The sequence below is a fragment of the Kitasatospora sp. NPDC001175 genome (assembly GCF_053598215.1).
Genome location: NZ_JBSFJU010000026.1, coordinates 1 through 23728, shown reverse-complemented (window position 1 = coordinate 23728; position 23728 = coordinate 1). Strand labels below are relative to the sequence as shown.

Sequence of the window (23728 nt, the reverse complement as noted above, 5' to 3'; positions counted from 1 at the left end):
TGCTGCTGACCGGCCCGCGCCTCGCCCTCCGCGAGTTCCACCAAGATCGAGCTCTACGTCGAACAGGCCGAGGCCGAGCCGCGCACCGTCTACCGGCTCGCCGTCACGGTGCTCGCCGCCGACGAACCCGAGTACGCCACGCCGATCGGCACCGCCGTCCTCGACCTCGGCGACCACCGCTCCGCCACCCTCGGCTACGCGCTGCGCCGGGACGCCTGGGGCAACGGGTACGCGACTGAAATCACCGCGCTGCTCTGCGAGTTCGGCTTCCGGACCCTCGGACTGCACCGCCTCGCCGCCCGGGTCGACCCGGAGAACACCGCCTCCGTCCGCGTGCTCACCAAGGCCGGCTTCCAACGGGAGGGTCGCATCCGGCACGACCTGTGGCTGCGCGGCACCTGGTACGACTCACTGCTGTTCTCGCTGCTGGAGGACGAGTGGGTGGCGCCCGCTGCAGGACGGGGGTAGGGACAACCCCACCCCCGACTCGGCAGCGGGCTGCATTACGGCGGCGGCCCGGAACTGACACCGTTGAGGTGTGAGCACGGACGACACCAGGGGGACCGCGATGAGCAGCACCGCCACCGACAGCATCCACCGCACCGCCGGCCGCCCCTCGGGGGACGGAGCCGGGCCGCGGGGGTCCTTCTGGCTGGCCCCGGTCACCGCCGCCACCTGGCGGCAGGCCGGCTTCGCGCTGACCTCGCTGCCCCTCGCCGCGGTGGGCTTCAGCTTCGTCATCGCCTTCTTCAGCGCCGGTGTCGGTCTGGCGGTCACCGCACTGGGCCTGCCGGTGCTCGCGCTGCTGCTCGTCGGCGCCCGCGGGCTCGGGGCCCTGGAGCGCCTCCGGGCCCGTACGCTGCTCGGCGCCGAGATAGCGGAGCCGGCCCCGGTCCGGCCCGGCCGTCCCGGCCTCTGGGGCCGGATCACCGCCCAGCTGGCCGACCCGGCGGGCTGGAAGGCGGCGCTGTACCAGGTGGTGATGTTCCCCTGGAGCATCCTGAGCTTCGTGGTCTCGACGGTCTTCCTGGCGGTCGGCTGGTCGCTCGCGCTCTATCCCGCCTACCACTGGGTGTTCCGCAAGTACGTGGGCTGGCCGGGCATGCGGCTGGTCGACTTCACCACCGAGAGCGGTCACTACGAGTACTACATAACCTCGGCCTGGCAGATCGCGGGCGTCTCGCTCCTCGGCATCGCGTTCCTCTACCTCGCAGCGGGCCTGGTCCGCACGCTCAACGGCGTCAGCCGAGCGGCCATCCGGGGCCTGCTCTCCGACCGCTGAGCGCGGGCCGGCCGTGACCGGCTAAGCCTGTGCCGTCGCCCGCGCCCCGGCCGCGGTCTCGTCCGGGCCCGCTCCGGTTCCGGTCGCGGGTGTGGGCACGGTGGGGGTGCCCGCTCCGGCGGTTCCGGTTCCGGTCGCGGGTGTGGGCACGGTGGGGGTGCCCGCTCCGGCGGTTCCGGTTCCGGTCGCGGGTGTGGGCACGGTGGCCGCTCCCGTTCCGGTCCCCTCGGGTGTGGCCAGCAGCCGCAGGATCTCCTCGCCGACCACGCGCCGCCGCGAGTACGGCGGCACCGCCCGCACGTTGCGCAGCTTGTAGTCGACCGCCTCCCGCAGCATCGCCCGCTGCTCGTCCGTCAGCGTCCCGCCGGTGGCGATCTCCCGGGCGGCGAGCAGCGCCTGCAGCAGCTCGAACGGTGAGAGGTTGCGGTCGACCGCCCGGATGATCAGATCGAGGTTGGCCGGGTCGGGCTTGCCCTGGAGCAGGGCGAGAGCCTGTACGCGCAGACCCTCGACCCCGGTGTCGAACATCTTCCGGACCTCGGTCGAGGTGTAGTCGAGGTTGCTCGCCGAGTTGGAGGTCTGGGCCACCGAGTCCGCCAGGGTCTGCCGGTCGGCGGTGGAGAGCGCACGGGCCAGCAGCAGCCGGGTGAGCAACCACCCGGACAGGAACCCGAGCACGCCGAAGTAGACCACCACCACGTCCACGAACACGGACGCGCTGTTCCCGCCCCCGACCAGCGGCGCCAGGGCGTCGCCCAACTGCCGCAGCCGGTGCGGCACCGCACCGAGCTGGGTCAGCCCGGCACCCAGCAGGATCTTGGTCAGCCAGTCGGAGGCCCGTTCCAGGTTGGTGTTCGGCGCATAGCTCGCGGTGGAGGTGGCGCTCAGATCACCGGGGTGCGCGGCCGCGCCGCTGCTGAGCAGGCGCGGGATACCGAACAGGAAGCCCAGTCCGCCGCCGACGGCCGTGGACATCGCGGCCACCAGCAGGCCCCCGCCGAGCATCCCCATCCAGTGCCCGCTCGCCGCCGAGCAGAGCGCCAGCCCGGCCAGGCCGGCGGCGACCACGCCGCCCAGGCCGTACTGCACCTGAGGGGCGAGTCCGTGCTCGTAGCCTCCGTGCCCGCGGCCGACCGCCCTGCGGCGCGCACCGGCCTTCGGCCTGGACATCGCACCTGACACTGATCCGGACTCCGAACCGATCACTGACGGCCTCCCCCGATTCACCCGTGAGTCGCAGCGACTGTAGCGGTCATCGCCGGAGCCGGACAGGGAGTTGGAGCGTGGCGGGGTTCAGGAGGCGGTCTAACGCTTGCCGGACCGGGAGTACGGCCGGTCCCTGAAGCGTCGGCGGACCTCCCGGGCCGAGGTCCGCAGCTGGGTGAGCAGCAGCAGGAGCAGCCACGGGCCCGTGATCAGCAGGGTGTTCCTGGCCCAGCTCTGGTGCGCGATCCGGACGGACGCCCAGGAGAGCACCACCGTCAGGGCGAGACCGGCGACCAGAAGCACTCGGCGGAGGTGTCTGGTCATCTGGGGCTCCCGGGCAGTGGCGCATGGCGGATCACAGTGCCGACCAGTCTTCCCGGCTCACCTTCGGGTGATCCTAACGTTCCACAGATTGGGATCACTGGATCGAAAGATTGGGATCACCGGATCGAATCCGACCCAGGCCCGGAAATGCCGAACCCCCGGGGCCTCGCTCTGAGGGTCTCCCGGGGGAACGACAACATCTGCGCGGTAACGCGTCCGCGGGGGCCGAACCTAGTAGGCGGCCGCCACGGAGGCGCGCCCGAGCGAGTCAGACGCGCATACGTGCGCAGTAGCGTGTGTACTCAACTCAGGATCACCTCCTTCCGTGTTCTGAGCCCAACGATAGGCAGGCCGAAGACCAGAGGCAACGGATTATCCGCGCGGGAGTGCGGAGCGGGCGCGCTGAGAAGCGGAGCGGGAACGCAGAAGGCCCGGCAGACGAATCTGCCGGGCCTTCTGGCTACTGAGTAGCGGGGACAGGATTTGAACCTGCGACCTCTGGGTTATGAGCCCAGCGAGCTACCGAGCTGCTCCACCCCGCGTCGGTGAACACAACAGTACGGGAGAGTCGCCGATAAGGGAAATCGGTTCCGTCACGGGCCCGGCCGCGGGTGGCTCATGCAGCCTTCCTCCGTCTGGCCGAGCGCCCGGCAGCCGGATTGCCGGCCGGGTGGTCCGGGTGTCGGCCGATCCGCAGGCTCCGGGCCCGGGCCCAGACCGCGAAGCAGACCAGGGCGACGAAGGCGGGCACCATCACTGCCCCGTACACCAGCAGGAAGCCGTGGGTGCCGAGACCGGCGGCGGCGTTCCAGGCGCCGTGCAGGGCCATCGCCAGCAACAGGCCGACCGGTGCGGCCAGCCGGGCCGCCCAGCGGCGGCCGGTGGTCAGGCCGATCGCGATGCCGAGCCCGGTGAGGGCGCTGAACAGCGGGTGGGCGAACGGGGAGAGCAGGCCGCGCAGGACGAAGGTGTGCACGGTGGTGTCGAAGTCCCGCAGGCTGGGCGGCTCGCCGAGGCCGATGCCGTCCAGCCTGGTCTGCTGGTCGTCGGTGAAGGCCCGCCCCAGATAGAGGGCGTTCTCGGTGAACCCGAAGCCGCAGGCGGTGACCCCGCCGAGGACCACCCCGGCGGCCAGGGTGCGCGGACTGGAGCGGGCCCGGCGCCGCCCGTCGCGCGGGTGCGGGCCGTGGTAGGTGACCGGGCGGAAGTACGGCAGCGGACGCAGGTACCGGCGCAGCCGGGGGGCGTTGCGCAGACGGCGCACCGAGCGGCGCAGCGGCGCCGGGGACCGCCGGGCCAGGACGGTGCAGGTGCGCTCGGCTCGGCAGCGCAGCCGCCGGTGCAGCGGGAGCAGGAGGATGACCAGGGCGGCACCCTTGGCGCTCTCCTCGATCAGCGGGGTGGCGAACTCGGCGCCGATCGTCTCGCCGCGCGCGCTGCCCTGGTGGGCGATCAGGAAGTCGCTGGCCCAGCCGTTCGCCATGATCGCCACGGTGGTCGCCGCGAAGGCGCCCCAGGCGAGGCAGAACAGGGCGTGCCGCAACGGCACCCGGGCGGTTTGGTTGAGCCAGGCGAGCGCGCCCAGCACGAAGGGCAGTGGCAGCAGCGCCAGCCCGAGACCGACCAGCAGTCCGGTGGTGCCGGTCTGTCGGTGCACCAGGTCCAGGATGAGCACGCCGCAGGCGGCGAGCGCGACGGCGGCCAGTGCGGACGAGAGCGCGGGATAGCGCAGCTCGGCGGCCCGCCGGAGCAGGCTCTCCAGCCGGACGTACGGGGGCCAGGCCAGCAGTCGGTCGGCCCGTCGCACCCGGGGCCCCGGGATCGGTCGGGTGCCGGCGGAGTGCGCGGACGCGCTGGCGGCGGACCCGGGTGGTTCGGCGGCGTCCGGCGCGGCGGCCAGGGTGGGGGAGGCGGCTGCGGCGGGGAGCGCTGCGTCGGGGGATGGGCCGTCGCTGGACGGACTGCTCACCCGGAAAGGGTAGGGGAACGGCGCGATTCCGGGGAGCCTCGCGGCACGATCGGTGTCGGGAGGGTCACCGCGGGTGACGCTGCTTCAGGTTGCTCGGGGTGCCGTCGCCGTGATCGTGGCGTCGCCGTCCGGGAGTTCCGCGTGGCCGGAGCCCGTCGTCGGGTCCTGCCGCCAGGTGTCGCCGTCGGGCCCGCGGTCGGGCCCGCGGTCGGGCCCTATCGCCGGCCCCCTCGTCGGAACCTGCCGCGGGAACCTCTCGATCGGTACCCGCGGCGGGTATCCGCTGCTGGTACCCGCCGCCGGGTGCCGGTCGTCGGGCCGGTCTCAGCGGCGGCGGAACAGCAGGTCGTGTACGACGTGGCCCTTGACCATCCCGGCGCGCTCGAACTTGGTGACCGGACGCCACTCGGGCCGCGGCGCGTAACCCGGTACGCTCCCCGCGGGGTGGTCGGCGGGCTCCAGCCAGCCGGTGCCGTCGCCCTCGGGGTGCAGGTTCTCCAGCTCCGGCGAGGCGGAGAGCACGGCGAGCATCTGCTCGGCGTACGGCTCCCAGTCGGTGGCGCAGTGCACCAGCGCGCCGGGCGCCAGGCGGGGGAGCACCAGGTCGAGGAAGTGCGGCTGGACCAGGCGGCGCTTGTGGTGCTTGGGCTTGGGCCACGGGTCCGCGAAGTAGACCCGCAGGCCGGCCAGCGAGGCGTCCGGCAGCATGTCGCGCAGCAGGATCACCGCGTCGCCGGCGGCCAGGCGGACGTTCTCCGAGCCGTTGCGCTCCAGCATCTGCAGCAGGTTGCCGTGGCCGGGGGTGTGCACATCGGCGGCCAGGATGCCCGTCGCCGGGTCGGCGGCGGCCATCGCGGCGGTGGTCTCGCCCATGCCGAAGCCGATCTCCAGGGTGACCGGCAGGCCGCCGAACAGGCTGCCGAGGTCGAGCGGGCTGCCGTCGATCGCCAGGCCGTACCGTTCCCAGCCCCGGTCCAGCGCACTGGCCTGGGCGCTGGTCATCCGGCCCCGGCGGGGCTGGAAGCTGCGGATCCGGCGCTCGCTGTGCTGGGCCTCGGTGGCCTTGTGCGGGTACATCGGCGCGGGGTACGCGGCCGGAGCGGCGGAGAGCCGGGCGGACGGGGAGGGCTGGGTGCTGGAGGCGGTGGCAGTCACAATCGCCCCATTCTACGGGGGTGCGCCCGGGATCCCCAGGGGAGAGCGACGGCCCCTGAGAGCCCCCGTCCCGCCCCTTTCCTGTCCCTGTCCCGGCTCCTGTCCCGGTTCGGTTTGGTTCGGTCCTGCTCCCGTCCCGTTGCTGGGAGCTCAGCCCTCCCGCTCCAGGGCGGCGAGCGCCCGGCGGGCGACCTCGCGGCCGATCGGCAGCGAGGCGGTGGCGGCCGGCGAGGGCGCGTTGAGCACATGGACGGTGCGCCGAGGCGAGGACGGGTCGTCCGGGTCGAAGCCGGCGAAGGCGAAGTCGTCCAGCAGTGAGCCGTCCCCGGCCACCGCCTGTGCCCGCACCCCGGCCGTGGTCGGCACCAGGTCGGACGCCGTGACCGCCGGAAGCAGCCGCTGTACGGCGGCCGTGAACGCCCGCTTGGAGAGCGAGCGGTGCAGTTCGCCGAGCTCGTACCGCCAGTGCCGGCGCGCGATCTGCCAGGTGCCGGGGAAGCGGACCGTCTCGGCGAGGTCGCGCGGCCGGACCGTCCGCCAGTCGTAACCCTCGCGGGCCAGCGCGGGGACGGCGTTGGGGCCGACGTGGACGTCGCCGTGCACACCCCTGGTGAGGTGCACGCCGAGGAAGGGGAACGCCGGATCGGGAACCGGGTACACCAGTCCCCGGACCAACTCCCGCCGCTCCTTGGTGAGTTCGTAGTACTCGCCGCGGAACGGGATGATCCGCGCCCCGGGGTCGTCCCCGGCCATCCGCGCGATCCGGTCGCTGTGCAGCCCGGCGCAGTTGACCAGTACCGCGGTGCGCAGTTCCGCACCGCCCTCGATCTGTACGGCGATCCCGTCCGTGCGCCGCTCGACCCCCTCTAGACCGCAGCCGGTGCGCAGCACCGCGCCCGCCTCCTCGGCGAGCGCCGCGCACCGGCGGGCGACCGCCGGGAAGTCGCAGATGCCGGTGGTGCCGATGTGCAGCGCCGCGATGCCGGTCACCTCGGGCTCGTACGCGGTGATCCCGGCGGCGTCCAGCTCGGTGACCGGGATGCCGTTCTCCCGACCGCGCCGCGCCAGGGCGTGCAGCCGGGGCAGCTCCTCGCGCCCGGTGGCCACGATCAGCTTGCCGGTGACCTCGTAGGGGAGGCCCTGCGCACGGCAGAACTCCACCATCTCCGCGGCGCCCCGGGTGGCGTACCTGGCCTTCAGCGAGCCGGGCCGGTAGTACACGCCGCTGTGGATGACTCCGCTGTTGCGGCCGGTCTGGTGGGCGGCGAAGCCGGGTTCCTTCTCCAGCAGCAGTACCCGCAGATCCGGCCGTTGCCGGGTGAGCGCGTACACGGTGGACAGTCCGACGATCCCGCCGCCCACCACCGTCACATCGAAGTCGTACGCCACAGCAGCACCTTCTTCCTCCCCCGGCACCCGCCGCCCAGGTGCCCGTGCCAGCGATGTTCCCAGGGGCGTCGGGCGATCACCAGGGGGGCGGGAGCCGTGCGGCTCCCGCCCCCGCTGCCCTCGGGGAGCGTCCGGGTGTGCCCGGGGAGCGTCCCGATGCGCCTAGGCCTGGAGCCACGGCCAGTCGGCGTCGCGGCCGGCCTCGAGTAGCGGGATCAGCCGGAACGCCGCGTCGCTGAGCCCGCCGAAGGTGTGCCGGTTGCCCGTCCCGGACGGGCCGTGGCCGGTGGCGTAACCGGCGAGGTTCCAGGTGTAGACCGGGACTTCGTCGGGCACGGGAGCCAGCGGGTCGCCGCCCCAACTGCCGTATGCCTGCTCATCGGTGATCACCACCACCCGGTCGTGGCCCGCGTAGTGCTCGGCGACGGCTTCGGCGGTGTTGGTGCCGCCGAGGCTGTGGAACCGCTCAAGCACCCGGAGCACCGGCTCGCCGCGCCGCACCTCGACCGGTCGGCTGGTGCTGCCGAACTCCACCAGGTCGGCCCGCTCGGCCCGGATCTTGAGCGCGGTGCCGAAGATCGCCGCCGAGTCGGCCCGGTTGAGCTGGGTCTGGGCGCTCGGCCGGTCGAACATCGAACCCGAGCGGTCGACCAGGACCAGCGTCCGGCCGGGCAGGGCGGGCACGTTGGCCAGCGAGTGCCCGAGCGCCTGCTCCAGGGCGTGTCCCCAGCGCAGCGACGGCGCGTTGCGGTGCGCGGCCAGGTAGCGGAACGGGAACTGCCCGGAGCGGGTGACCTCCTCCTTGCCGCTGATCCGCCGGGCCACCTCGGCGGCGACCTCGTCCGAGACCCCGGCCTGGTCGAAGTTGCGCAGGTTGCGCACCAGAGCCATCGACCCCATGGACGGGATGACCGCTTCCCAGGCGGCCGCGTCCAGCGGGCCCTGCAGCCAGCCGGCCAGCGCCTCCCAGGTGAACCCGGCCGCGGCCAGCCGCTCGGCGCCGCCCTCGGCGGTGACGGCGGCGCGGCGCCGTTCCACGGGCAGGCCGAGCAGTTCGCGGTTGGCGGTCAGCAGCCGGTCGCCGGCGGGCGGCAGCGCCTCGTCCGGGCGGTGGCGCCGGTCCAGGGCGTACTTGAACAGGGCGCCCTGCCACGGCTTCTCGGGGTGTGGCGCGGGGTGGGTCAGCTCCAGTACGTCGCCGAAGCGGTACCCCTTGGCGGCGGTGTCGTACTTGAGCAGGGCCCGGCCGTTGTAGAGGCGGCGGACGGCGTCGGCGACGCCGCGCTTGACCGGCTGAGGCAGCCGGCGGCCGTAGCGGGAGGTCCAGTAGGCGAGGAACTCTCCCGGCTCGTCGGGCCGTTGCAGCACCGCGTCGATGACCTGGCGGGAGTGCCCCGGCAGCCCGGCGTCCAGCCGGGCACGGGTGAACTCGGCCGCTCCGACCAGCGACGCGGTCCGCAGGTGCGCGTCGGCGCGCAGCCAGCGGAGCAGCCCGAGCGTCCAGTCGGGCTCGCTGACGGCGAGCCGGCGGACCAGCGCGGTGAAGCGGTCGTCACGGTCGCCGCCGCGCTCGTAGAAGGTGTTCTGCCCGACCATGTTGGTGACCGCGAGCAGGAAGAGCTCGGACTTCTCGTCGCGCAGCCAGCCGGTGCCGCCCTGGTGGTTGGCCACCGTGCGGCCGGTGGTCCGCACGGGTGAGGACGGAACCGGCTTGGCCCTGCGGATGTTGAAGCGCGACATGCTGAAGTCCCCCTGCTGAACGGCGAGAAGGGGAGGGCACGGTGAACGGGGCGCCCGAGATCGGTGCCGGTTCCGGCGAACCGGCGTCGGTGGAGGTGACAGTCAGGTGCTCTACCGATTGAGCTACCGGCCGAGCCTGCGGCTCCGGCCGGCCGGGACTCGAACCCGGAACCGCCCGATCCAGAAGTAACCCCCGCCTGCGCACCGGGCGCCCCGGTGCTGTGCCTCCCGAGATCAAGAGCGGTGGCGGTGTCTTTTGCGGGCTCGAACCGCAGCGCCCCGCTGGGGGCACCTACCAGAGAAGTAACCGCCGCCTGCGCACCGGGAGGTGCGGCAGAACTATTCACGTATGGGTGTCCAGAGGACTGAAGCGGTTGAGGTGACAAGCTGCTCTACCGACTGAGCTACACCGGCCCGAGCCGGTGACGGGACTCGAACCCGCGACCCGCCCATTAGAAGTGGAAGTAACCTCTACCTGCGCACCTGGACGAGTACGACGGTAGCCAGCGGGCCGCCGGGCCCGCATCTGATTTAGACCGACCGGCAATAGGGCCCGCGGCGTCGCGTGCCGAAGGCTCTCGCCTGGACGCACATCCCTCGTCGCGCGCAGCGCCGCTGCGCTCTCTTCCCCCAGCCTTCGGCCGGGAGGTGCCCCCGCACGATGCAGGCCCAGACTCGGCTCTCGACCCTCCCCCAGCCTTCGGCCGGGAGGTGCCCCCTTCTTCTCCCACGCTCCCTAATGCCGGTCGGTCTTATCCGGCCGAGGTCACGCCGGCGCCACCAGCACCAGTCGCGCCCGCTCGGCCAACTCCCGCACCCTGCGCTCGTCCTGGAACGGTTCGAGGCGGCGCAGCAGCTCCGCCACGTAGTCGCGGCTGCGCTGCGAGGAGATCCGGCCGGCCACCTCGACCGCGCGTTCGCCGGCGGCGACGGCGGCGTCCAGGTCGCCCGCCTCGGCCTCGGCCATCGCCGAGACGACCAGCCGCAGGCCGTGGGAGCGGACGAAGCCCTCGGTCGGACGGGCCAGCGCCTCGCGGGTGAACTGCCGGACCTTGGAAGGGATTCCGAGGTCGCGGAAGCACTCGGCGGCGTCGGCGGCCAGCCGGTCGTAGGCGTAGAAGTCGATCCACGCCGGATCGGGATCACCGGCGCGCGAGCGTTCGAGCGCGCCCTCCGCCGCTGCGAGCGCGGTCGCACACGCCTGCGCGTTGCGGCTCTTCGCCTGGGCCCGTGCCTCCACCAGATGGAAGAAGCTCATGGTGCGGGCGGTCGCCAGCCCCCGGTTCCGCTCCAACGCGGCCTGGGCCAGGTCCACCGCCTCCTCGGCGAAGCCCCGGTAGCTGGCCTGCAGGCTCATCGAGGCCAGCACGTAGCCGCCGAGCGGGACGTCGGCCGCCGCGCGGGCGAGCCGCAGCGCCTGGATGTAGTACCGCTGGGCGGCCTCGTGCTGGCCGGTGTCGAAGGCCATCCACCCGGCCAGCCGGGTGAGTTCGGCCGTCGCGCCGAACAGCGCCCGCCCGACCGCGTCACTGTACGAGGCCAGCAGCAGCGGCGCCGCCTCCACCCGCAGGCACTCCGGCACCATCGAGGAACGCCAGTCGCCGCCCCCGTACTTGGAGTCCCAGCGGCGGGCCTCCTGGGCCGCCTCGCGCAGTTTGGCGGCGTCCGAGTGGCCCACCCGGTAGCCGGTCAGGTCCGGGATCCGCGCCTCGCGGGCCACCGAACCGTCGGCCGGGGTGATCAGCCAGCGCGAGACCGGGGTGGCGTACGCGGCGACCGAGAAGGTGCCGGCCAGACTGTCGCTCCACCGACCGCCGCCGGGGCCGCGCCGCAGGTCCAGATCGACCCGCCACAGGTCCGTGGCGGAGCGCACCGCCTCCGGCACCTCGCGCGGGAAGGCGAGGCCGAGTTCGGGGGTCGGGTCGGTGTCGCCCAGGCCGATCTCCTCGAGCGGGACGGGGCGGCCGAGCTTGCTGCCGATCGCGGAGGCGATCAGATGCGGTACCGGGCCCTGCGGGATCATGCCCTTGCCGACCCAGCGGGCGACCGATGTCTTGTCGTAGCGAAGCGTCAGTCCGCGTTGTGCGCCGAGGTCGTTGACCCGGCGCGCGAGGCCGGCGTTGCTGATCTGGGCGAGGGTGAGGAGTGCGCCGAGCCGTTCGTTCGGCCCTCGTGAGCTGATGGTCATGGTGGCGGCGGCACCCCCTGGCGGCGTCGTGCGGCGGCTGGGCTTCGGTGGTTTTTCCCGGTGTGCTTCGGTGGTACGTCAGTAGTGCCCGGTGCTCCCCGCCGGTCAACCGGCGCCGTGCGGGCGGTACTCGGGCGACTCTTCGATGGTGCTCCCGGCGGTGCGGCTGCCGCGGTGCCGGGGTGGCTCGGGTGCGACTTCCGTCGGCCCCGGCGGCGGGTGGGGTCGATGCGGCTGACGGAAGTCCGCTCGGGGTATGGAAAAGCGGTGCACTGAGCCTGGATGGTGCTTGCACCTAGAGTAGTCGTCCGGGTTCCGAGGGTTAAGAGCCTGCATTCCGGATGGCGGGATCACGCACTGTCGGCGGCGGTTCCGGGGCGGCCCGCCGCAGGCCCGGCGCCGGAGGCCGCACGCCGCGGATCGCCGTGCTCCGGTCCTGTGCAGACGTGCGCCCGGTTGTGCCCCTTGGCCGGAGCGGCAGGTGGGCGATTCGCTGGTGTCCGTGGGTCGGCCCGTCGTCGAGGACCCGGCGGGCCGGGGGACGCCGCCGCCTCCATCCCCGCGGGCGGTGGTGGGTCCGGGAGGGCATGCGGATGCCCTCCCGGGCAGTGCGACGCCTTTCGGCCATCCGTCGATGTCCATGCCAGAAGGCCGCGCGAGGGCGGTTCCGGGCCACGGAGGGGGAGGCCCGGCCCGCTCCCCGTCCCTCTCGGAAAGGCCCCACGTCCCGCTCCCGGGGGCTCTGCGGGCGACAGCGGCCAACCCGGGCGGATCCGGTGGCACCATGTTCTCCAGGCGGTGCGTCGACGTCTGGCGGTGGAACGGCGTACCTGGTTCCTCGTCAGGCGGAGGCGCGATGCGGTGGCTCACGGGCTGGAGCGGGAGCGCGTCCACGGCGAGCGCTGCCGCGGTACGTGGCGTGCGCCAGGCAACCGGTAGCGGATCGCAGGCGCGTTCCATGGCGCGCACGCCTGTTGGCGCATCAGGAACGGGCACACCCTCAACTCCCGTTCTCCCGCGTGCCACCACGGCGCACCCCGCGGCCTCCGCGCCTCCGAGTGCCGTCCGTCCGCTGGCCGCCACCACCCTCTGGTCCGGGCCCAACCCGCTCTGGGCGGTTGGCGACTGGCGCCCCGAGGAGATCCGCCTGGTCACCCTCAGGCCCGGCGCCCCGGTCGTGGTCACCAGTGCTCCGACCGCACCCGAGGCCACCGAGGACGACACCCCGGCCACCACCCGCCTCGCGGTCATCGGCCATTGCGCCGCCTCCGACGCCGAACTCGCCGCCGGCCTGGCCGCCGCCCGCGGCGGCGCGGTCCGCCACCTCACCAGCTGGCCCGGCAGCTACACCGTGGTGCTGCGCACCGGCACCCGCAGCACCCTGGTGCTCACCGACCTCGCCGGCGCACTCCCGGTGTTCCACACGCCCTGGTACGGCGGGACGGCGTACGCCACCGCCGCGCTCCCCCTCGCCGACCTGATCGGCGCCCCGATCGACACCGGCCACCTCGCCGCCCGGTTGGCCTGCCCGGAGTCGCCCGAGGCGCTCGGTACGAGCACTCCGTACCTGGGCGTGCAACGCGTCCCGCCCGGCCACGTGCTGGGCATCCGCGGCGGGCGACCCCACACCGCCTCGTACGAGCCGGAACCCGCCCCCGGACGGCGCGAGGAGGCACCGGCAGTGCGTGAACTCACCCGCACGCTGCTGGAGTCCGTCCGCTGCCGGGTACGCACCTCGACACCTCCCGGCGACCGCCCCCGGCTCGGCGTGGACCTCTCGTACGGCACCGCCTCCGCGACCGTCGCACTGCTCGCCGCCGCCGTGCCGATCGGGCCCTCGGCGGCCCCCGCCGGACCGGGGCCCATCCACCCGGCCGCCGCCGCGCGGAGCGGCGCGGTCAAGGGCTCCTGGGCCCGCCCGTCGGCCGCGGTGAGCCGCCGGCAGGCCGGGGAGCAGCCCGGTGGCGAACCGCTCACCGCCGTCACGGTCGCCGAGGACGGCCTCGACGGAGCCGACGGCGCGAGAGCGGGCGCAGGCACCGGCGTGGGCGAACACAAGGTGGCGCTCGCGGTGGAGGCCCCGCGCCTGCGCCATGTCGTGCTGCCCCCGGTGCTCCCGTACGCCGGACTCACCGGGCCCACGGAAGGCGGTGCCGAGCCGGCGGGCTCCACCGCAGCGGCCGGTCCCGGCGACCCGCCGCCGGGACCGCTCACCGACGAACCCGGGCCCGCCCTGATCGCCACCGCCCGCCTGGACGGCCGGTTCAGCCTCGGCGGCGCCGACCACCTCACCGGCTACGGCGCCCGGCACGTCCTCGACGGCCACCCGGCCCGGCTCGCCGACCTGGTCAGGGACGGCCGCTCCCGCGAACTGCTCTCCCCGGTGGTCGCACTGGCCGGGACCGACCTCGCCACCGCGGGCGCCTTCGACGGCGCCGTCCGCACACCCGTCGGCGTGCTGCGCGCCGCGCACCGGCTGGCCAGGGCCCAGTACGCCGAGGCCCTCGACGACATCGCGGTCCGGCTGGTCGCCCGCCGCCCCGCCCGGCGCGGCCGGACGGCCGGCGAGAGCTCGGCCGCCGACCTCGCCTGGTGCGTCCCCGGACCGGCCGCACGCTTCCTGTCCGACGACGCCCTCTCCGCCGTCGCGCAGCGCCTGCGGCTCGCCGCCCGGGGCCCGGTGCCCACCGAACAGCCCGGCGCCCGCCGTGCCAGGCTCGCCCTGCACCGGCACGCCGCCGGGTACCGCACCCTGCTACAGGCCGCCGAACAGCACGGGCAGCGGCTGCACGCGCCCTTCCTGGACAACCAGGTGGTGCGGGCCGCCCGGCTGCTGCCCGACCGGATACGGCTGCAGCCCGGCGCACGGCACGCCCTGCTGCGGTCCGTCCTGGCCGGCGCGGGCCGTACCGACCTGCCGGCCGACTGGGGCCGGGGACCGCGCCCGGACCGAACCGGCGCTGCCCGCACCGGCCTGCGCCAGGCCGCCGACGGGATCAGCGAACTCTTCCGGAGCCCGCTGCTCGCCGAGGCCGGCCTGATCGACCTGCCCGCCGTCCGGGCCGCGCTCGCCCGCGCCGCCGACCCGTCGGCCGACCTCCCGCCCGGCACCCTGGCCGGCCTCGCCGAACTGGTGGCCACCGAACTCTGGTTGCGTCGCGTGCACGCCCGTCGCCACGGCTCCAGCTGGACCGGCCTCCCCCAACCCGACCGGCCCGCCCTGCCGCGCCCGGCCTGACCGGCGCGGCACACCCGGCAGGCGGGGGCCGTCGGGAGCGTGGCACCGGTCCCCCGGCTCGACGGCACGCCCCTTCGAGTCCCCGGGGGTGCTTCCGCCCAGCTTCGCGGCGGTCGAGCATGATGGAGGGACCCGTCAGAGGAGCCCCACGTGCCCGAACCCCTCCCGGTACTCGGTGCGCCCCCCACCGCCGATCCGCCCGGTGTGCTGGCCGCCTGCGACGGCTCGGACGGCTCGCTCTGGGCGCTGGACCGCGCGATGACGGAGGCGCAGCTGTTCGGCCTGCCGCTGTACGTCCTGGCGGTGGCCGACCCGTCCCCGGGCGGCTACCCGCCGGGCATGGCCGACCTGGTGCGGGAGAGCGTCACGCGGCTGACCGCCAGCACGGCCGACGGGCTGCGCAGGTCCGTCGCCACCGTCCAGGCGGCCCGTACCTGGCCCTACACGGGCGTGCTCTCGCTGCACGTGGTGCTCGGCAGCGTGATCGAGGTCCTGCTGTCCTGCACCCCGGGCCAGCACACCCTGGTGGTCGGCGCCCGGGGGAACGGCGGCTTCCCCCGGCTGCTGCTCGGATCGGTCAGTACGGCGGCCGTCCACCACGCGGCCTGCCCGGTCCTGGTGGTTCCGGCGCCGCCGGCGCGCTGACACCGGCGCCCGCGCTCCGCTGGTTCCCGGACACTCCCGGAGCGAGCGGGAATTCCCGCAGGTCACTGATGGTTCACCCGTTCCGTCAAGCCACGCCCCGCGACAGGAGCCGTACGTCATGAAGGTCGAGATCTACTCGGACATCGCCTGCCCCTGGTGTTTCATCGGCAAGCGCCGTTTCGAGCAGGCCCTCGACCGCTTCCCGGGCGGGGACGAGGTCGAGGTGGTCTTCCGCCCGTACCAGCTGGTTCCGGACGCTCCCGAGCAGGCGACCGGGCACCGCGCCTGGCTGGCCGAGCGCTACGGCCCGCAGTCGGTCGCGATGGACGCGCGGGTCACCGAGCTCGGCAAGGCGGACGGCATCGACTACGACTTCGACGCCGCGCTGCACGTCAACACCTTCCTCGCCCACCGGCTGCTGCACCTGGCCGAGACCGAGTACGGCGCCCGCAAGCAGGTCGAGCTCAAGGAGAGCCTGCTGAAGGCGCACTTCAGCGACGGCGTGGACGTCGGTGACCGGGAGCGGCTCACCGAGATCGCAGTCGCCACCGGCCTGGACGGCGCCCGGGTGTCCGCCTACCTGGCGGGGGACGAGGGCGCCGCCGAGGTCCGTGCCCAGCTCGCGGAGGCCCGTGCACTCGGTATCACCGCCGTGCCCACCTTCGTCTTCGAGGGCAGGTGGGCCGTCCAGGGCGGCCAGGAGGCGTCCACCTTCCTCCGCGTCCTGGAGCAGGTCACGGAGCAGATGGCCGGGCAGGCTGCCGAGCAGGCCGTCGCCGAAGCCGCGCAGCCCCGGCCGGATGCCGCCGGGACCGCCGCCTGCGCGGACGGCACCTGCGCGATCTGACGGCCGACCGGGCGCTCAGCCGCAGCTGAACCGCGCGTCGGCCCAGTCCGCCAGGGTGAGCAGCCCCCAGCCGCCGTGCACCGGGGCGACCACCAGCCGGATCGTCCGCCGGCCGTCCAGCGGGACCCGTACCGGGACGGGGTCGTCGCCCTGCGCGAACTCGGCCGAGCGCCACAGCGTCGTACCGTCCCGGTCCTGGACGCTGAAGACGACCTCCCCGAACCGCGCGGTGAGGTCGTCCAGACCGGCGACGGCCCGGAAGGACGAGCAGCCGCGGTTGAGGTCCACGGTCACCGTCGAGAACGGGTGCATGCTCAGCCCGTGCCAGTAGCGCTGACCGCCGATCCAGACCTGGTCGCGCTGCCAGACCCAGTCGGTCGCGCTGCCCTGGATGCTCGGCCCGGCCGACGGCAGGCGGTCCGAACCCTGGCCGAACGGGAGGTCGTTCACCCAGAAGTCGGTCGACGGCGGCGGTGACGGCTCGACGGTCGGAGTCGGAGTCGGAGTCGGTTCCGGTGTCTCCGGGGGTGTGGTCGGCTGGACGGACGGTGCCGGGGTGGGCGACGCCGTCCGCTGCGGGCTCGGCGACCGCTCCACGCTCGGTCCGGGGACCGGCGTCGCGACGGCGGCCCGGCTCGGCCGGGGCGTGGGTTCCGCTGCCCTCCGGCTGGGGACGGGGGTGGGCGTGGGCTCCGGCGCCGGCGCGGCCGAGGGAGTGCCGGACGGCGCCGGGCTCGGCTTGGGTGCCGCCGGCGGACGCGCGGGCGAGGAGACCGCCGGCGCGGCCTTGGGCTCCTTCGGCGTGGGCGAGTCGGTCAGCGCGTAGGCGGCCACCGCGGCCGCGGCCACCGCGACCCCGGCGGCGATGCCCGCCTTGGCGACCACCCCGAGGCCCTCACCGGCGGCAGCCCCGACAGCCCCGCCGCCTCCCGCCGTCCCGCCGGCACCGGCGGTACCCGCGGCACCACCGGCTCCGGCCGCGCCCGGCGTACCCGCCGCCCCCGTGCCGGCCGCGGCGCCGCCGGCCACCGCCGCCGTACCGGCGGCGCCCAGGCCGACCGCGGCCGCGGCCGCCGTGAAGTACCCGGCCCCGACCCAGACCAGTACGCCGCCGGGCAGGATCGCCCGCAGCCCGGTGTTGATCTCGGTCAGTTCGAGGTAGGCGGCCGTGCAGCGGTCGCACTCCTGGACGTGCCTGCCCACTTCCGCCGCGCCCCGCTTGCGCAGCGAGCCGCGGGCGTACGCGCCGAGCCGGCTGGCGTACGTCTCGCAGTCCCGGGTCTGGCTGCCCGACACATGCGCCTGCAGGAAGGCGACGGCCAGCCGGTCGCGGGCCCGGTGCGCCTGGACCGCCGTGGCGTTGGCGGTCTTGCCGAGCATCACCGCGACGGTCTTCGGGGACTCGCGCTCGACCTCGGTGTGCCAGAGCACCACCCGGTCGTCCTCGGGGAGTCCGACGAAGGCCTGCATGACCATCCGCTGGTCGGCCATCGCCATCGCCCAGGCGTCCGCGCCGGGGTCGGCCAGGTCGAGGTCCACGGTGGCGGGGGAGGTCTGTGCGAACGCGCCGAAGTCGTCGACGAGTTGCTCGTGCCGCTCGCTGCGGGTCCAGGCGGTGGCGACGTTCCGGACCGCCGTCAGCAGGTAGGCGCGGACCGCGAAGTCCGGGCCCTTGCCCGAGCGCAGGGCCTGCAGGGTGCGGGCGAAGACCTCGCCCGCCAGGTCCTCGGCGGTGAAGCTGTCCCGGCAGCAGGTCCGGGCGTAGCGGCGCACCGCGTCGGCGTGCCGCCGGTAGATCTCCTCGTACGCGCCGTCGTCGCCGGCCCGTACCAGGGCGGTCAATTCGGCGTCGGAGGGCGGCCGTTCACCGTCCACCGGGTCGGCGGGGGCCGGTACCACGGCGCGGGCGACACCGTCCCCGGACGTGCTCCGGTCCCGGCCGCCGGCGACGAAGGCTTCCGGGGTGACGCCGCCCTGCCCGGCCGGTGCCTGTCCGGGCACTCGCCCGGAGAGCGACTCCCGGATCGGCGCACCGGCCTGGTCCGGGACCTCGCCGGCCCCATGGCCGGGCCCCCGGCCAGGCTGCTGATGCGGGGTCTGCTCCGGTGCCGGCCCCGGTACCTGGGGCGGCTGGGACGACTGGGGCGGGGTCTGCTGCCCCGGCAGGTCGCGGCCGTAGCCGTGGTCGTTCTGCTCCTCGGCGCTCAACGCGGCCTCCAGCGCTCGGCACGGCCCAGGGCGCGGACGCCGCCATGGCTCGGCGAGCCGTGCCCCCCGGCGCGACCGCAGGGAACGGTGCGCCGATCCGAGGGCGCATCCTGGTCACCCACAGTCGGGCGAACTGTACGCAACGGGACAATGGCTCCAACCACGGCCAAAGAATGGCATAGTGCAGCGGCCACTGGTAGCCGACCGTCCGCGCCCCACCCTTCCGGGCAGCCTTTGGCGGGTGCGTTCGGGTAGGAACTGTGGTGTGTCAGCGGGCCCGTAGACCGTTCAACAGGATTTGCAGCAGCCGGTCACCTGGGGAACCCTCCGTCAACTCCCCGGCCGCCCGGCCGTCCGGCTCCCACGCGCCGGTGCCGCGCTCACCTGCGGACCCGAGACCGCCGGAGCCGGCCGCCGTGCCCCGGGCCGGATGACCCTGGCTCACATGCACCGGTACGGCTGCGGTCAGCACCAGCACCACGTCCGACACCGTGACTCCGGGCCGCAGTTCACCCGCGGCACCGGCCCGTGCGACCAGCGCCGCCAGCAGGTGCAGCAGCAGCCGGGGGTCGGCGTCGTAGGCCGGGTGGGCATCGGCCTCCGCGGCGCGCTGCTCGGGCACCCACGGCTCCGTGAACCCGAACTCCCCGACACGGCGCTCGCCGCCGCCCTGAACACCGAAGCCCGGCCGGTCCGGGCTCTGCGTACCGAAGCCCTTCGCCCCGAAGCCGTCCGGTCCCAGGTGCGCTGCCTCGATGCCCTGCGGGGGCGGGAAGCCCGGGGTGCCGAGGCGCTGTTCGGCGAAGTGCTGCTCCGGCACGGTGTGCTCGGGCAGCCGCTGCTCAGACACGTGCGGTACGGGTGACTCGCCGAGTTCCTCCGCGTAGCGGAACGCCGAGGGCGGCAGCAGCCGGCCGGCGCCCGAACCGACCGCTCGCGCCAGGTAGCCGGCCAGCGCCTCCCACGGCTCGGAGCTCCCGTAAAGCGACTCGCGCGCCTGCTCGGTCAGCCACGTGACCTCCTCGGCCGCGATCCGCTGGACCAGCACCTCCTTGCTCGGGAACCGCCGGTACACCGTGCCGACCCCGACCCCCGCCCGCCGGGCGACCTCCTCCATCGGGGCGTCATAGCCGAGTTCGCCGAAGACCTGGCGGGCCGCGCGCAGCACGCTCTCCAGGTTCCGGCGGGCGTCCACCCGTAGCCGGGAGGGTGCGCCAGCGCGCGGTGAGTCCTCGGATGCGCCGTAACCGCCGTGTGCGCCCGGGGCGCTTGCGGTGCCATTTGCGCCGTACGCGCTCTGACTGCCTGGCGCGCCGTGCCCGGTCTGCGCGCTGTACGCGCCGTGCGTACCGTATGCGCCCTGTACGCCGTGCGTGGCGGAGCCGTACAACTCGCCTGCGCCGGGCCCGCGCTGCTCGGGCACGACACCGCCGGCCGTGCCGAGACCGCCGGGGCCGTCCGGTGCGCCGCTACCGCCAGGGTCCTGCCCGGCGCTGTGCAGGCCGGCCCGGCCCGAAGAGATTCCGCCGAGACCACCGGTGCCGTCGAGACCGCTGCTGCCGTCCCCGGTTCCCGGTGCCACCTGGTGGCCGAGCACTCGTTCCTGATCCGTCATCCCAAAACCTCCCCCCGCAGGCGCCCGGCATCGGGCGTCGCTGCCTGGCCAGTTCGCACCCCCCGGTGCGCGCAGTTCCGCCGCCCAGGACAGGGCGGCCTTCCTGGATCACCCTTCCCCGGTTGGCCCTGACGCAGTCGGCCATCACGGTGGTTGGCGTCGGCCGATTCCGGGCTGGCGCACAATCCGACCATAGTTCAAGGAAGTTCGGGGGAGAAGTGGCCCTAAAACCGAATGCCAGGACAGATCTCGCCCATCCGTAACGGAGCATTCCGTACCACTTCCGGCACGGCCTGTGGACAAAACCCTTCCCACAGGGCGTCATGGATCCGGGAAGCAGGTCACATCGGCAGCCAATCGGCAGGAGGTGCCCTCATCAGGATCCTGATCGCCGGCGGCGGCTGCGCCGGAACGTCCGCCGCACTCCGTCTCCAGCAGCTGCTCAGGCCCCAACTCGACGACCGCCGGGTCGAGATCACCGTGGTCGAGCCGCAACCCTATCTGACCTACCATCCGCTGCTGGCGGAGGTCGCGGCCGGCTCCATCGACCCGAGGCACGTGGTCGTACCGCTCCGTCGGCTGCTGCCGCACTGCCGGGTCCTCACCGCCCGGGTCACCCGGATCGAACACGCAGCGCGCCGAGCCTGGATCGACACCGCCGCGCGCGGCGAGCACAGCGCTCCCGCCGAACTCGCCTACGACCTGCTGGTGCTGGCGCCCGGTGCGGTCTCCCGCACCGCACCCGTCCCGGGCCTGGCCGAGCACGGCCTCGGCTTCGCCACCGTCGGCGAGGCCGTCAGCCTGCGCAACCACGTGCTGGAACAGCTCGACCTCGCCTCCTCCACCCGGGAGCCGGCCCTCCGTCAGGCGGCACTCACCTTCGTCTTCGTCGGCGCGGGGTACGCGGGCGTCGGCGCGACCGCCGAGCTGGAGGACATGGCCCGCCACGCCGTCAAGGGCTACCACAACCTGGCCGTCGAGGACCTGCGTTGGGTGCTGGTCGAGGCGACCGACCGGATCCTCCCCGAGGAGTCCCCGGAACTGGCCGCCCACACCCTCGCCGAACTGCGCGACCGGAGCGTCGACGTACGCCTGGGCACCACCCTCGACTCCGCCGCGGACCGGGTGATGACCCTCTCCGACGGCAGCCGCTTCGCCGCCCGCACCCTGGTCTGGACGGCCGGCGTCCGGCCGGCGCCGTTCCTCCGCGAGACCGACCTCCCGCTGGACGCCGTGGGACGGGTCCGCTGCCTGCCCACGCTCCAGATCGCCGGCTCCGACGGCGCCCCGCTCCCGGACGCCTGGGCCGCGGGCGACTGCGCGGCCGTGCCGGCTTCCGCCGTCGGCACCCCCGTCGCCCGCACCGCCGACCCTGCGGTCGTGGAACTCTGCGCCCCCAACGCCCAGCACGCGACGGCGCAGGCCGAGCTGCTGGCCGCGAACATCGCCGCCGCGCTCGCCGGCCGTCCGCAGCAGCCCTACCGGCCCGCCCGCCAGGACTGCTCGACCTCTCTCGGCCTGCGCCGGGGCGTCGCGCGCACCAAACGCGGCCACCTCACCGGCCGTCGGGCCTGGTGGCTGCACCGGGCCCGCCATCTCCAGCGGCTGCCCAGCCTGGACCGGCGCGTGCGGGTGCTGACCGACTGGCTGCTCGGTGGCCTCTTCAACCGGGAAGTGGTTTCGCTCGGTTCGATCGAGCACCCGCGCGCGGAGTTCGAGGCGGGTTTCCGGGAGCACTGAAACCGGTCGGACCCGCTCCGCCGTACCCGGTCCCGGCCGGGCGAGTCGACCGGCGTGGACCGGGCCGTAGATCCGTCGGACCGGCCCGTCGTCTGCATTGCCGGCCGCGCTGTCGGCGAAGCCGGCGAGTGACCGGCGGCGGAACCGGTCTGTTGATCTGCACCACCCTTCTCGTGCGGCGGCCCCGTGGCGGGCCGTACGCGCCGCAATGGTCATACGACTTCCGAAACCGGGTCCCGGCCTGACAGGATCTGCCCAACCGCGTCATCACGACGCGTGTCGATGTACACACGAAGTGTGATTGTCCATCTGGAAACTGACCGAGGAAGCGGCCGAGTTGAACCTCATGCGCTGGAGCGCCCGGCTCACCGGAGCCCCGTGGCGTGCCGCTCCCACCATCCCGCCCGGCGACCCGGTCACCGTCCCGGCACCCCGCGACCCCAGTGCGACACCCGGCCTGCTGGATCCGCGCGACATCCAGGACCTGTACGACCTCCGGGACGTACTCGCCCGGCTCCCCGCGCCGGTCGCCGTCACCTACGGTCCGCAGCACCAGCTCGGCTACGCCAACCGCGCCTACCGTGAGCTCTTCGGCGAGCGCGCCAACGGACTCCCGGCCTGCGAAGCCCTTCCCGAGCTCGCCGCGCTCGGGGTGCTCCCCCTTCTGGACCAGGTCATCCGCAGCCGTCGGCCGCGCAGCGTCAAGGCCCGCTGCATCCTCGGCCTCAGCGGCAACCGCTACTACAACATCTCCTGCGTACCGTTGGGCGGCGGAGAGGAGAAGGCGTCCCCGGCGAGGACATCTCAGCCGAAGGCATCTTTGGAACAGCGGCCGGCCCCGGTCGGCGTCCTGGTCTTCGCCGCTGAAGTCACCGACCAGGTCCAGGCCGCCAGCCGCGTCCGCGAGGCCGAACACCGTCAGCGGGCGGCCGCGGTCACCCTGCAGCGCAGCCTGCTCCCGCAGAAACTCGAACAGCCCGCCGACCTCCGCGTCGCCGCCACCTACCAGCCCGGTGGAGCCGACGCCGCGGTCGGCGGCGACTGGTACGACGTCATCGGCCTCGGAGGCGGTCGGACCGCACTCGTCATCGGTGACGTCATGGGCCGGGGCCTGCGCGCCGCCGCGGTCATGGGCCAGCTGCGTACGGCGGTCCGCGCCTACGCCCGGCTCGACCTGCCGCCGCACGAGGTCATGACCCTGCTCGACGGCCTCGCCATGGAGATCGACGCCAACCAGATCGCCACCTGCACCTACGCCGTCTGGGACCCGGCCCCCGGCACCCTCCTCTACGCCTCCGCCGGCCACCTCCCCCTACTGCTGCGCTGCCCCGACGGCACCGTCCTGCGCGGCGAGGAGCAGAACGGCCCACCACTGGGCACCGGCGGTGGCACCCACCACTCCCACACCCTCCGCCTCCTCCCCGGTACGACCGGTGTCCTCTACACGGACGGCCTGGTCGAACGCCGCGACGAGGACATCGACCAGGGCCTCGACCTGCTGGCCCGCACTCTCGGCGGCGCCATCGGGGACCCGGAGATCGTGTGCGCCCGCCTGCTCCGAGCCATGGGTGTCACCTCGGAGCACGACGACGACGTCGCGGTCCTCGCCTTCCACGTTCCGCCGGCCGCGAGCCCCGAGCCGCTCCTTGACTCGACCGAAGCAGAGGTCTAAAGTTCTTCGAGCTGCCTGGCAGGGAGCACCGGACACGCATCGGCGCGGACGGTCCCGAGGCGGCCAATCCTCTGAAACACCACTTCTTCTGTTCGGGCTGGGTCGTGCCTTGTCGAGGCTCGGTGCGAATTGTTGTTGTGTTTTTCTGGATTGCGGCCGGGATTCGCTTCGTGGAGCGGGGATCGGCTAAGGTTTGAAACGTCGGACGGGCCGTCAGGCCGGGTCCGGTGAAAAGCCTCCTGAAAGCTGGGAAGCGTGAAAGACGAGTCAGAGGGATCTGATAGAGTCGGAAGCGCCGAAAGGTCGAAGGAAAGCAAATCGGATGAATGAGGCTTTGGAAAACGGAGCGGAAAACATCTGATAAGCTGGAAACACGAAAGAACGAAGCGCCCGGAGGTTCCGCTGGAAGGCGGTCCGAAGGAAGCGTCCGTTCCTTGAGAACTCAACAGCGTGCCAAAAGTCAACGCCAGATATGTTGACATCCCCGGCCTCGGATCCTTGTGGTTCGTG

The 23728-nt window shown here is 73.8% G+C and carries 15 protein-coding genes, 2 tRNA genes and 1 pseudogene; 7 read left to right on the top strand and 11 right to left on the bottom strand.

The window, feature by feature from the left end; translation table 11 throughout:
• Window positions 1-45: 45 nt before the first annotated feature.
• Both ACWDAK_RS20050 and ACWDAK_RS20045 read left to right on the top strand, forming a co-directional pair.
• Window positions 46-468: a GNAT family N-acetyltransferase gene (locus tag ACWDAK_RS20050; RefSeq protein ID WP_427394341.1), complete on the top strand. Its 423-nt coding sequence runs from the start codon at window positions 46-48 to the stop codon at window positions 466-468.
• Window positions 469-538: 70 nt separating this feature from the next.
• Entirely contained in the window at window positions 539-1282 is a 744-nt protein-coding gene (locus ACWDAK_RS20045) for a sensor domain-containing protein (RefSeq protein WP_344637301.1), read from the top strand.
• A gap of 21 nt (window positions 1283-1303) precedes the next feature.
• Here the strand turns inward: ACWDAK_RS20045 and ACWDAK_RS20040 are convergent, their stop codons facing one another.
• The 9 genes from ACWDAK_RS20040 to ACWDAK_RS20000 form a co-directional block, all read right to left on the bottom strand.
• Window positions 1304-2452, bottom strand: a complete 1149-nt coding sequence (locus ACWDAK_RS20040) for a hypothetical protein (RefSeq protein ID WP_344637300.1) — start codon at window positions 2450-2452, stop codon at window positions 1304-1306.
• A gap of 135 nt (window positions 2453-2587) precedes the next feature.
• Window positions 2588-2812 carry a hypothetical protein gene (locus ACWDAK_RS20035; protein ID WP_344637299.1) on the bottom strand — a complete coding sequence of 75 codons (225 nt, stop codon included), beginning with the start codon at window positions 2810-2812 and terminating at the stop codon, window positions 2588-2590.
• 468 nt (window positions 2813-3280) lie between these two features.
• Window positions 3281-3354: transfer RNA gene (locus tag ACWDAK_RS20030), tRNA-Met, on the bottom strand.
• Window positions 3355-3428: 74 nt separating this feature from the next.
• Window positions 3429-4781, bottom strand: coding sequence for a PrsW family intramembrane metalloprotease (locus ACWDAK_RS20025; RefSeq protein ID WP_427394332.1), 1353 nt, complete (start codon window positions 4779-4781; stop codon window positions 3429-3431).
• 324 nt (window positions 4782-5105) lie between these two features.
• On the bottom strand, window positions 5106-5936 hold the full coding sequence (trmB, locus tag ACWDAK_RS20020) for a tRNA (guanosine(46)-N7)-methyltransferase TrmB (protein ID WP_344637297.1): 831 nt from the start codon (window positions 5934-5936) through the stop codon (window positions 5106-5108).
• 150 nt (window positions 5937-6086) lie between these two features.
• On the bottom strand, window positions 6087-7325 hold the full coding sequence (gene lhgO, locus ACWDAK_RS20015; protein ID WP_344637296.1) for an L-2-hydroxyglutarate oxidase: 1239 nt from the start codon (window positions 7323-7325) through the stop codon (window positions 6087-6089).
• A 162-nt stretch (window positions 7326-7487) separates the two neighbouring features.
• Window positions 7488-9065: a TROVE domain-containing protein gene (locus tag ACWDAK_RS20010; protein ID WP_344637295.1), complete on the bottom strand. Its 1578-nt coding sequence runs from the start codon at window positions 9063-9065 to the stop codon at window positions 7488-7490.
• Window positions 9066-9482: 417 nt separating this feature from the next.
• A tRNA-Ser gene (locus ACWDAK_RS20005) sits at window positions 9483-9544 on the bottom strand.
• Between the two features lie 287 nt (window positions 9545-9831).
• Window positions 9832-11253 (bottom strand): MFS transporter, encoded by a 1422-nt coding sequence (locus ACWDAK_RS20000; RefSeq protein ID WP_344637294.1) that lies wholly within the window; start codon window positions 11251-11253, stop codon window positions 9832-9834.
• A gap of 958 nt (window positions 11254-12211) precedes the next feature.
• On the opposite strand from ACWDAK_RS20000, the gene ACWDAK_RS19995 reads away from it, so the two are divergent.
• The 3 genes from ACWDAK_RS19995 (at window position 12212) to ACWDAK_RS19985 (ending at window position 15983) form a co-directional block, all read left to right on the top strand.
• Complete coding sequence (locus ACWDAK_RS19995) at window positions 12212-14491, top strand: asparagine synthase-related protein (RefSeq protein WP_427394333.1); 2280 nt, start codon at window positions 12212-12214, stop codon at window positions 14489-14491.
• Window positions 14492-14641: 150 nt separating this feature from the next.
• A complete protein-coding gene (locus ACWDAK_RS19990) occupies window positions 14642-15136 on the top strand; it encodes a universal stress protein (RefSeq protein WP_427394334.1) in 495 nt (164 codons plus the stop codon).
• Window positions 15137-15254: 118 nt separating this feature from the next.
• Window positions 15255-15983 (top strand): DsbA family oxidoreductase, encoded by a 729-nt coding sequence (locus ACWDAK_RS19985; RefSeq protein WP_427394335.1) that lies wholly within the window; start codon window positions 15255-15257, stop codon window positions 15981-15983.
• 15 nt (window positions 15984-15998) lie between these two features.
• Here ACWDAK_RS19985 and ACWDAK_RS19980 read toward each other — a convergent pair whose 3' ends face one another.
• Both ACWDAK_RS19980 and ACWDAK_RS19975 read right to left on the bottom strand, forming a co-directional pair.
• Window positions 15999-18191 (bottom strand): sigma-70 family RNA polymerase sigma factor, encoded by a 2193-nt coding sequence (locus tag ACWDAK_RS19980; RefSeq protein ID WP_344637290.1) that lies wholly within the window; start codon window positions 18189-18191, stop codon window positions 15999-16001.
• Window positions 18192-18459: 268 nt separating this feature from the next.
• A complete protein-coding gene (locus ACWDAK_RS19975; RefSeq protein ID WP_427394336.1) occupies window positions 18460-19806 on the bottom strand; it encodes a TetR/AcrR family transcriptional regulator in 1347 nt (448 codons plus the stop codon).
• Between the two features lie 381 nt (window positions 19807-20187).
• Between ACWDAK_RS19975 and ACWDAK_RS19970 the strand changes: the two genes are divergently transcribed.
• Window positions 20188-21546 carry an NAD(P)/FAD-dependent oxidoreductase gene (locus tag ACWDAK_RS19970; RefSeq protein ID WP_427394342.1) on the top strand — a complete coding sequence of 453 codons (1359 nt, stop codon included), beginning with the start codon at window positions 20188-20190 and terminating at the stop codon, window positions 21544-21546.
• Window positions 21547-21883: 337 nt separating this feature from the next.
• Window positions 21884-23176: pseudogene (locus ACWDAK_RS19965) on the top strand (PP2C family protein-serine/threonine phosphatase); the annotation flags it as partial.
• Between the last annotated feature and the right edge of the window lie 552 nt (window positions 23177-23728).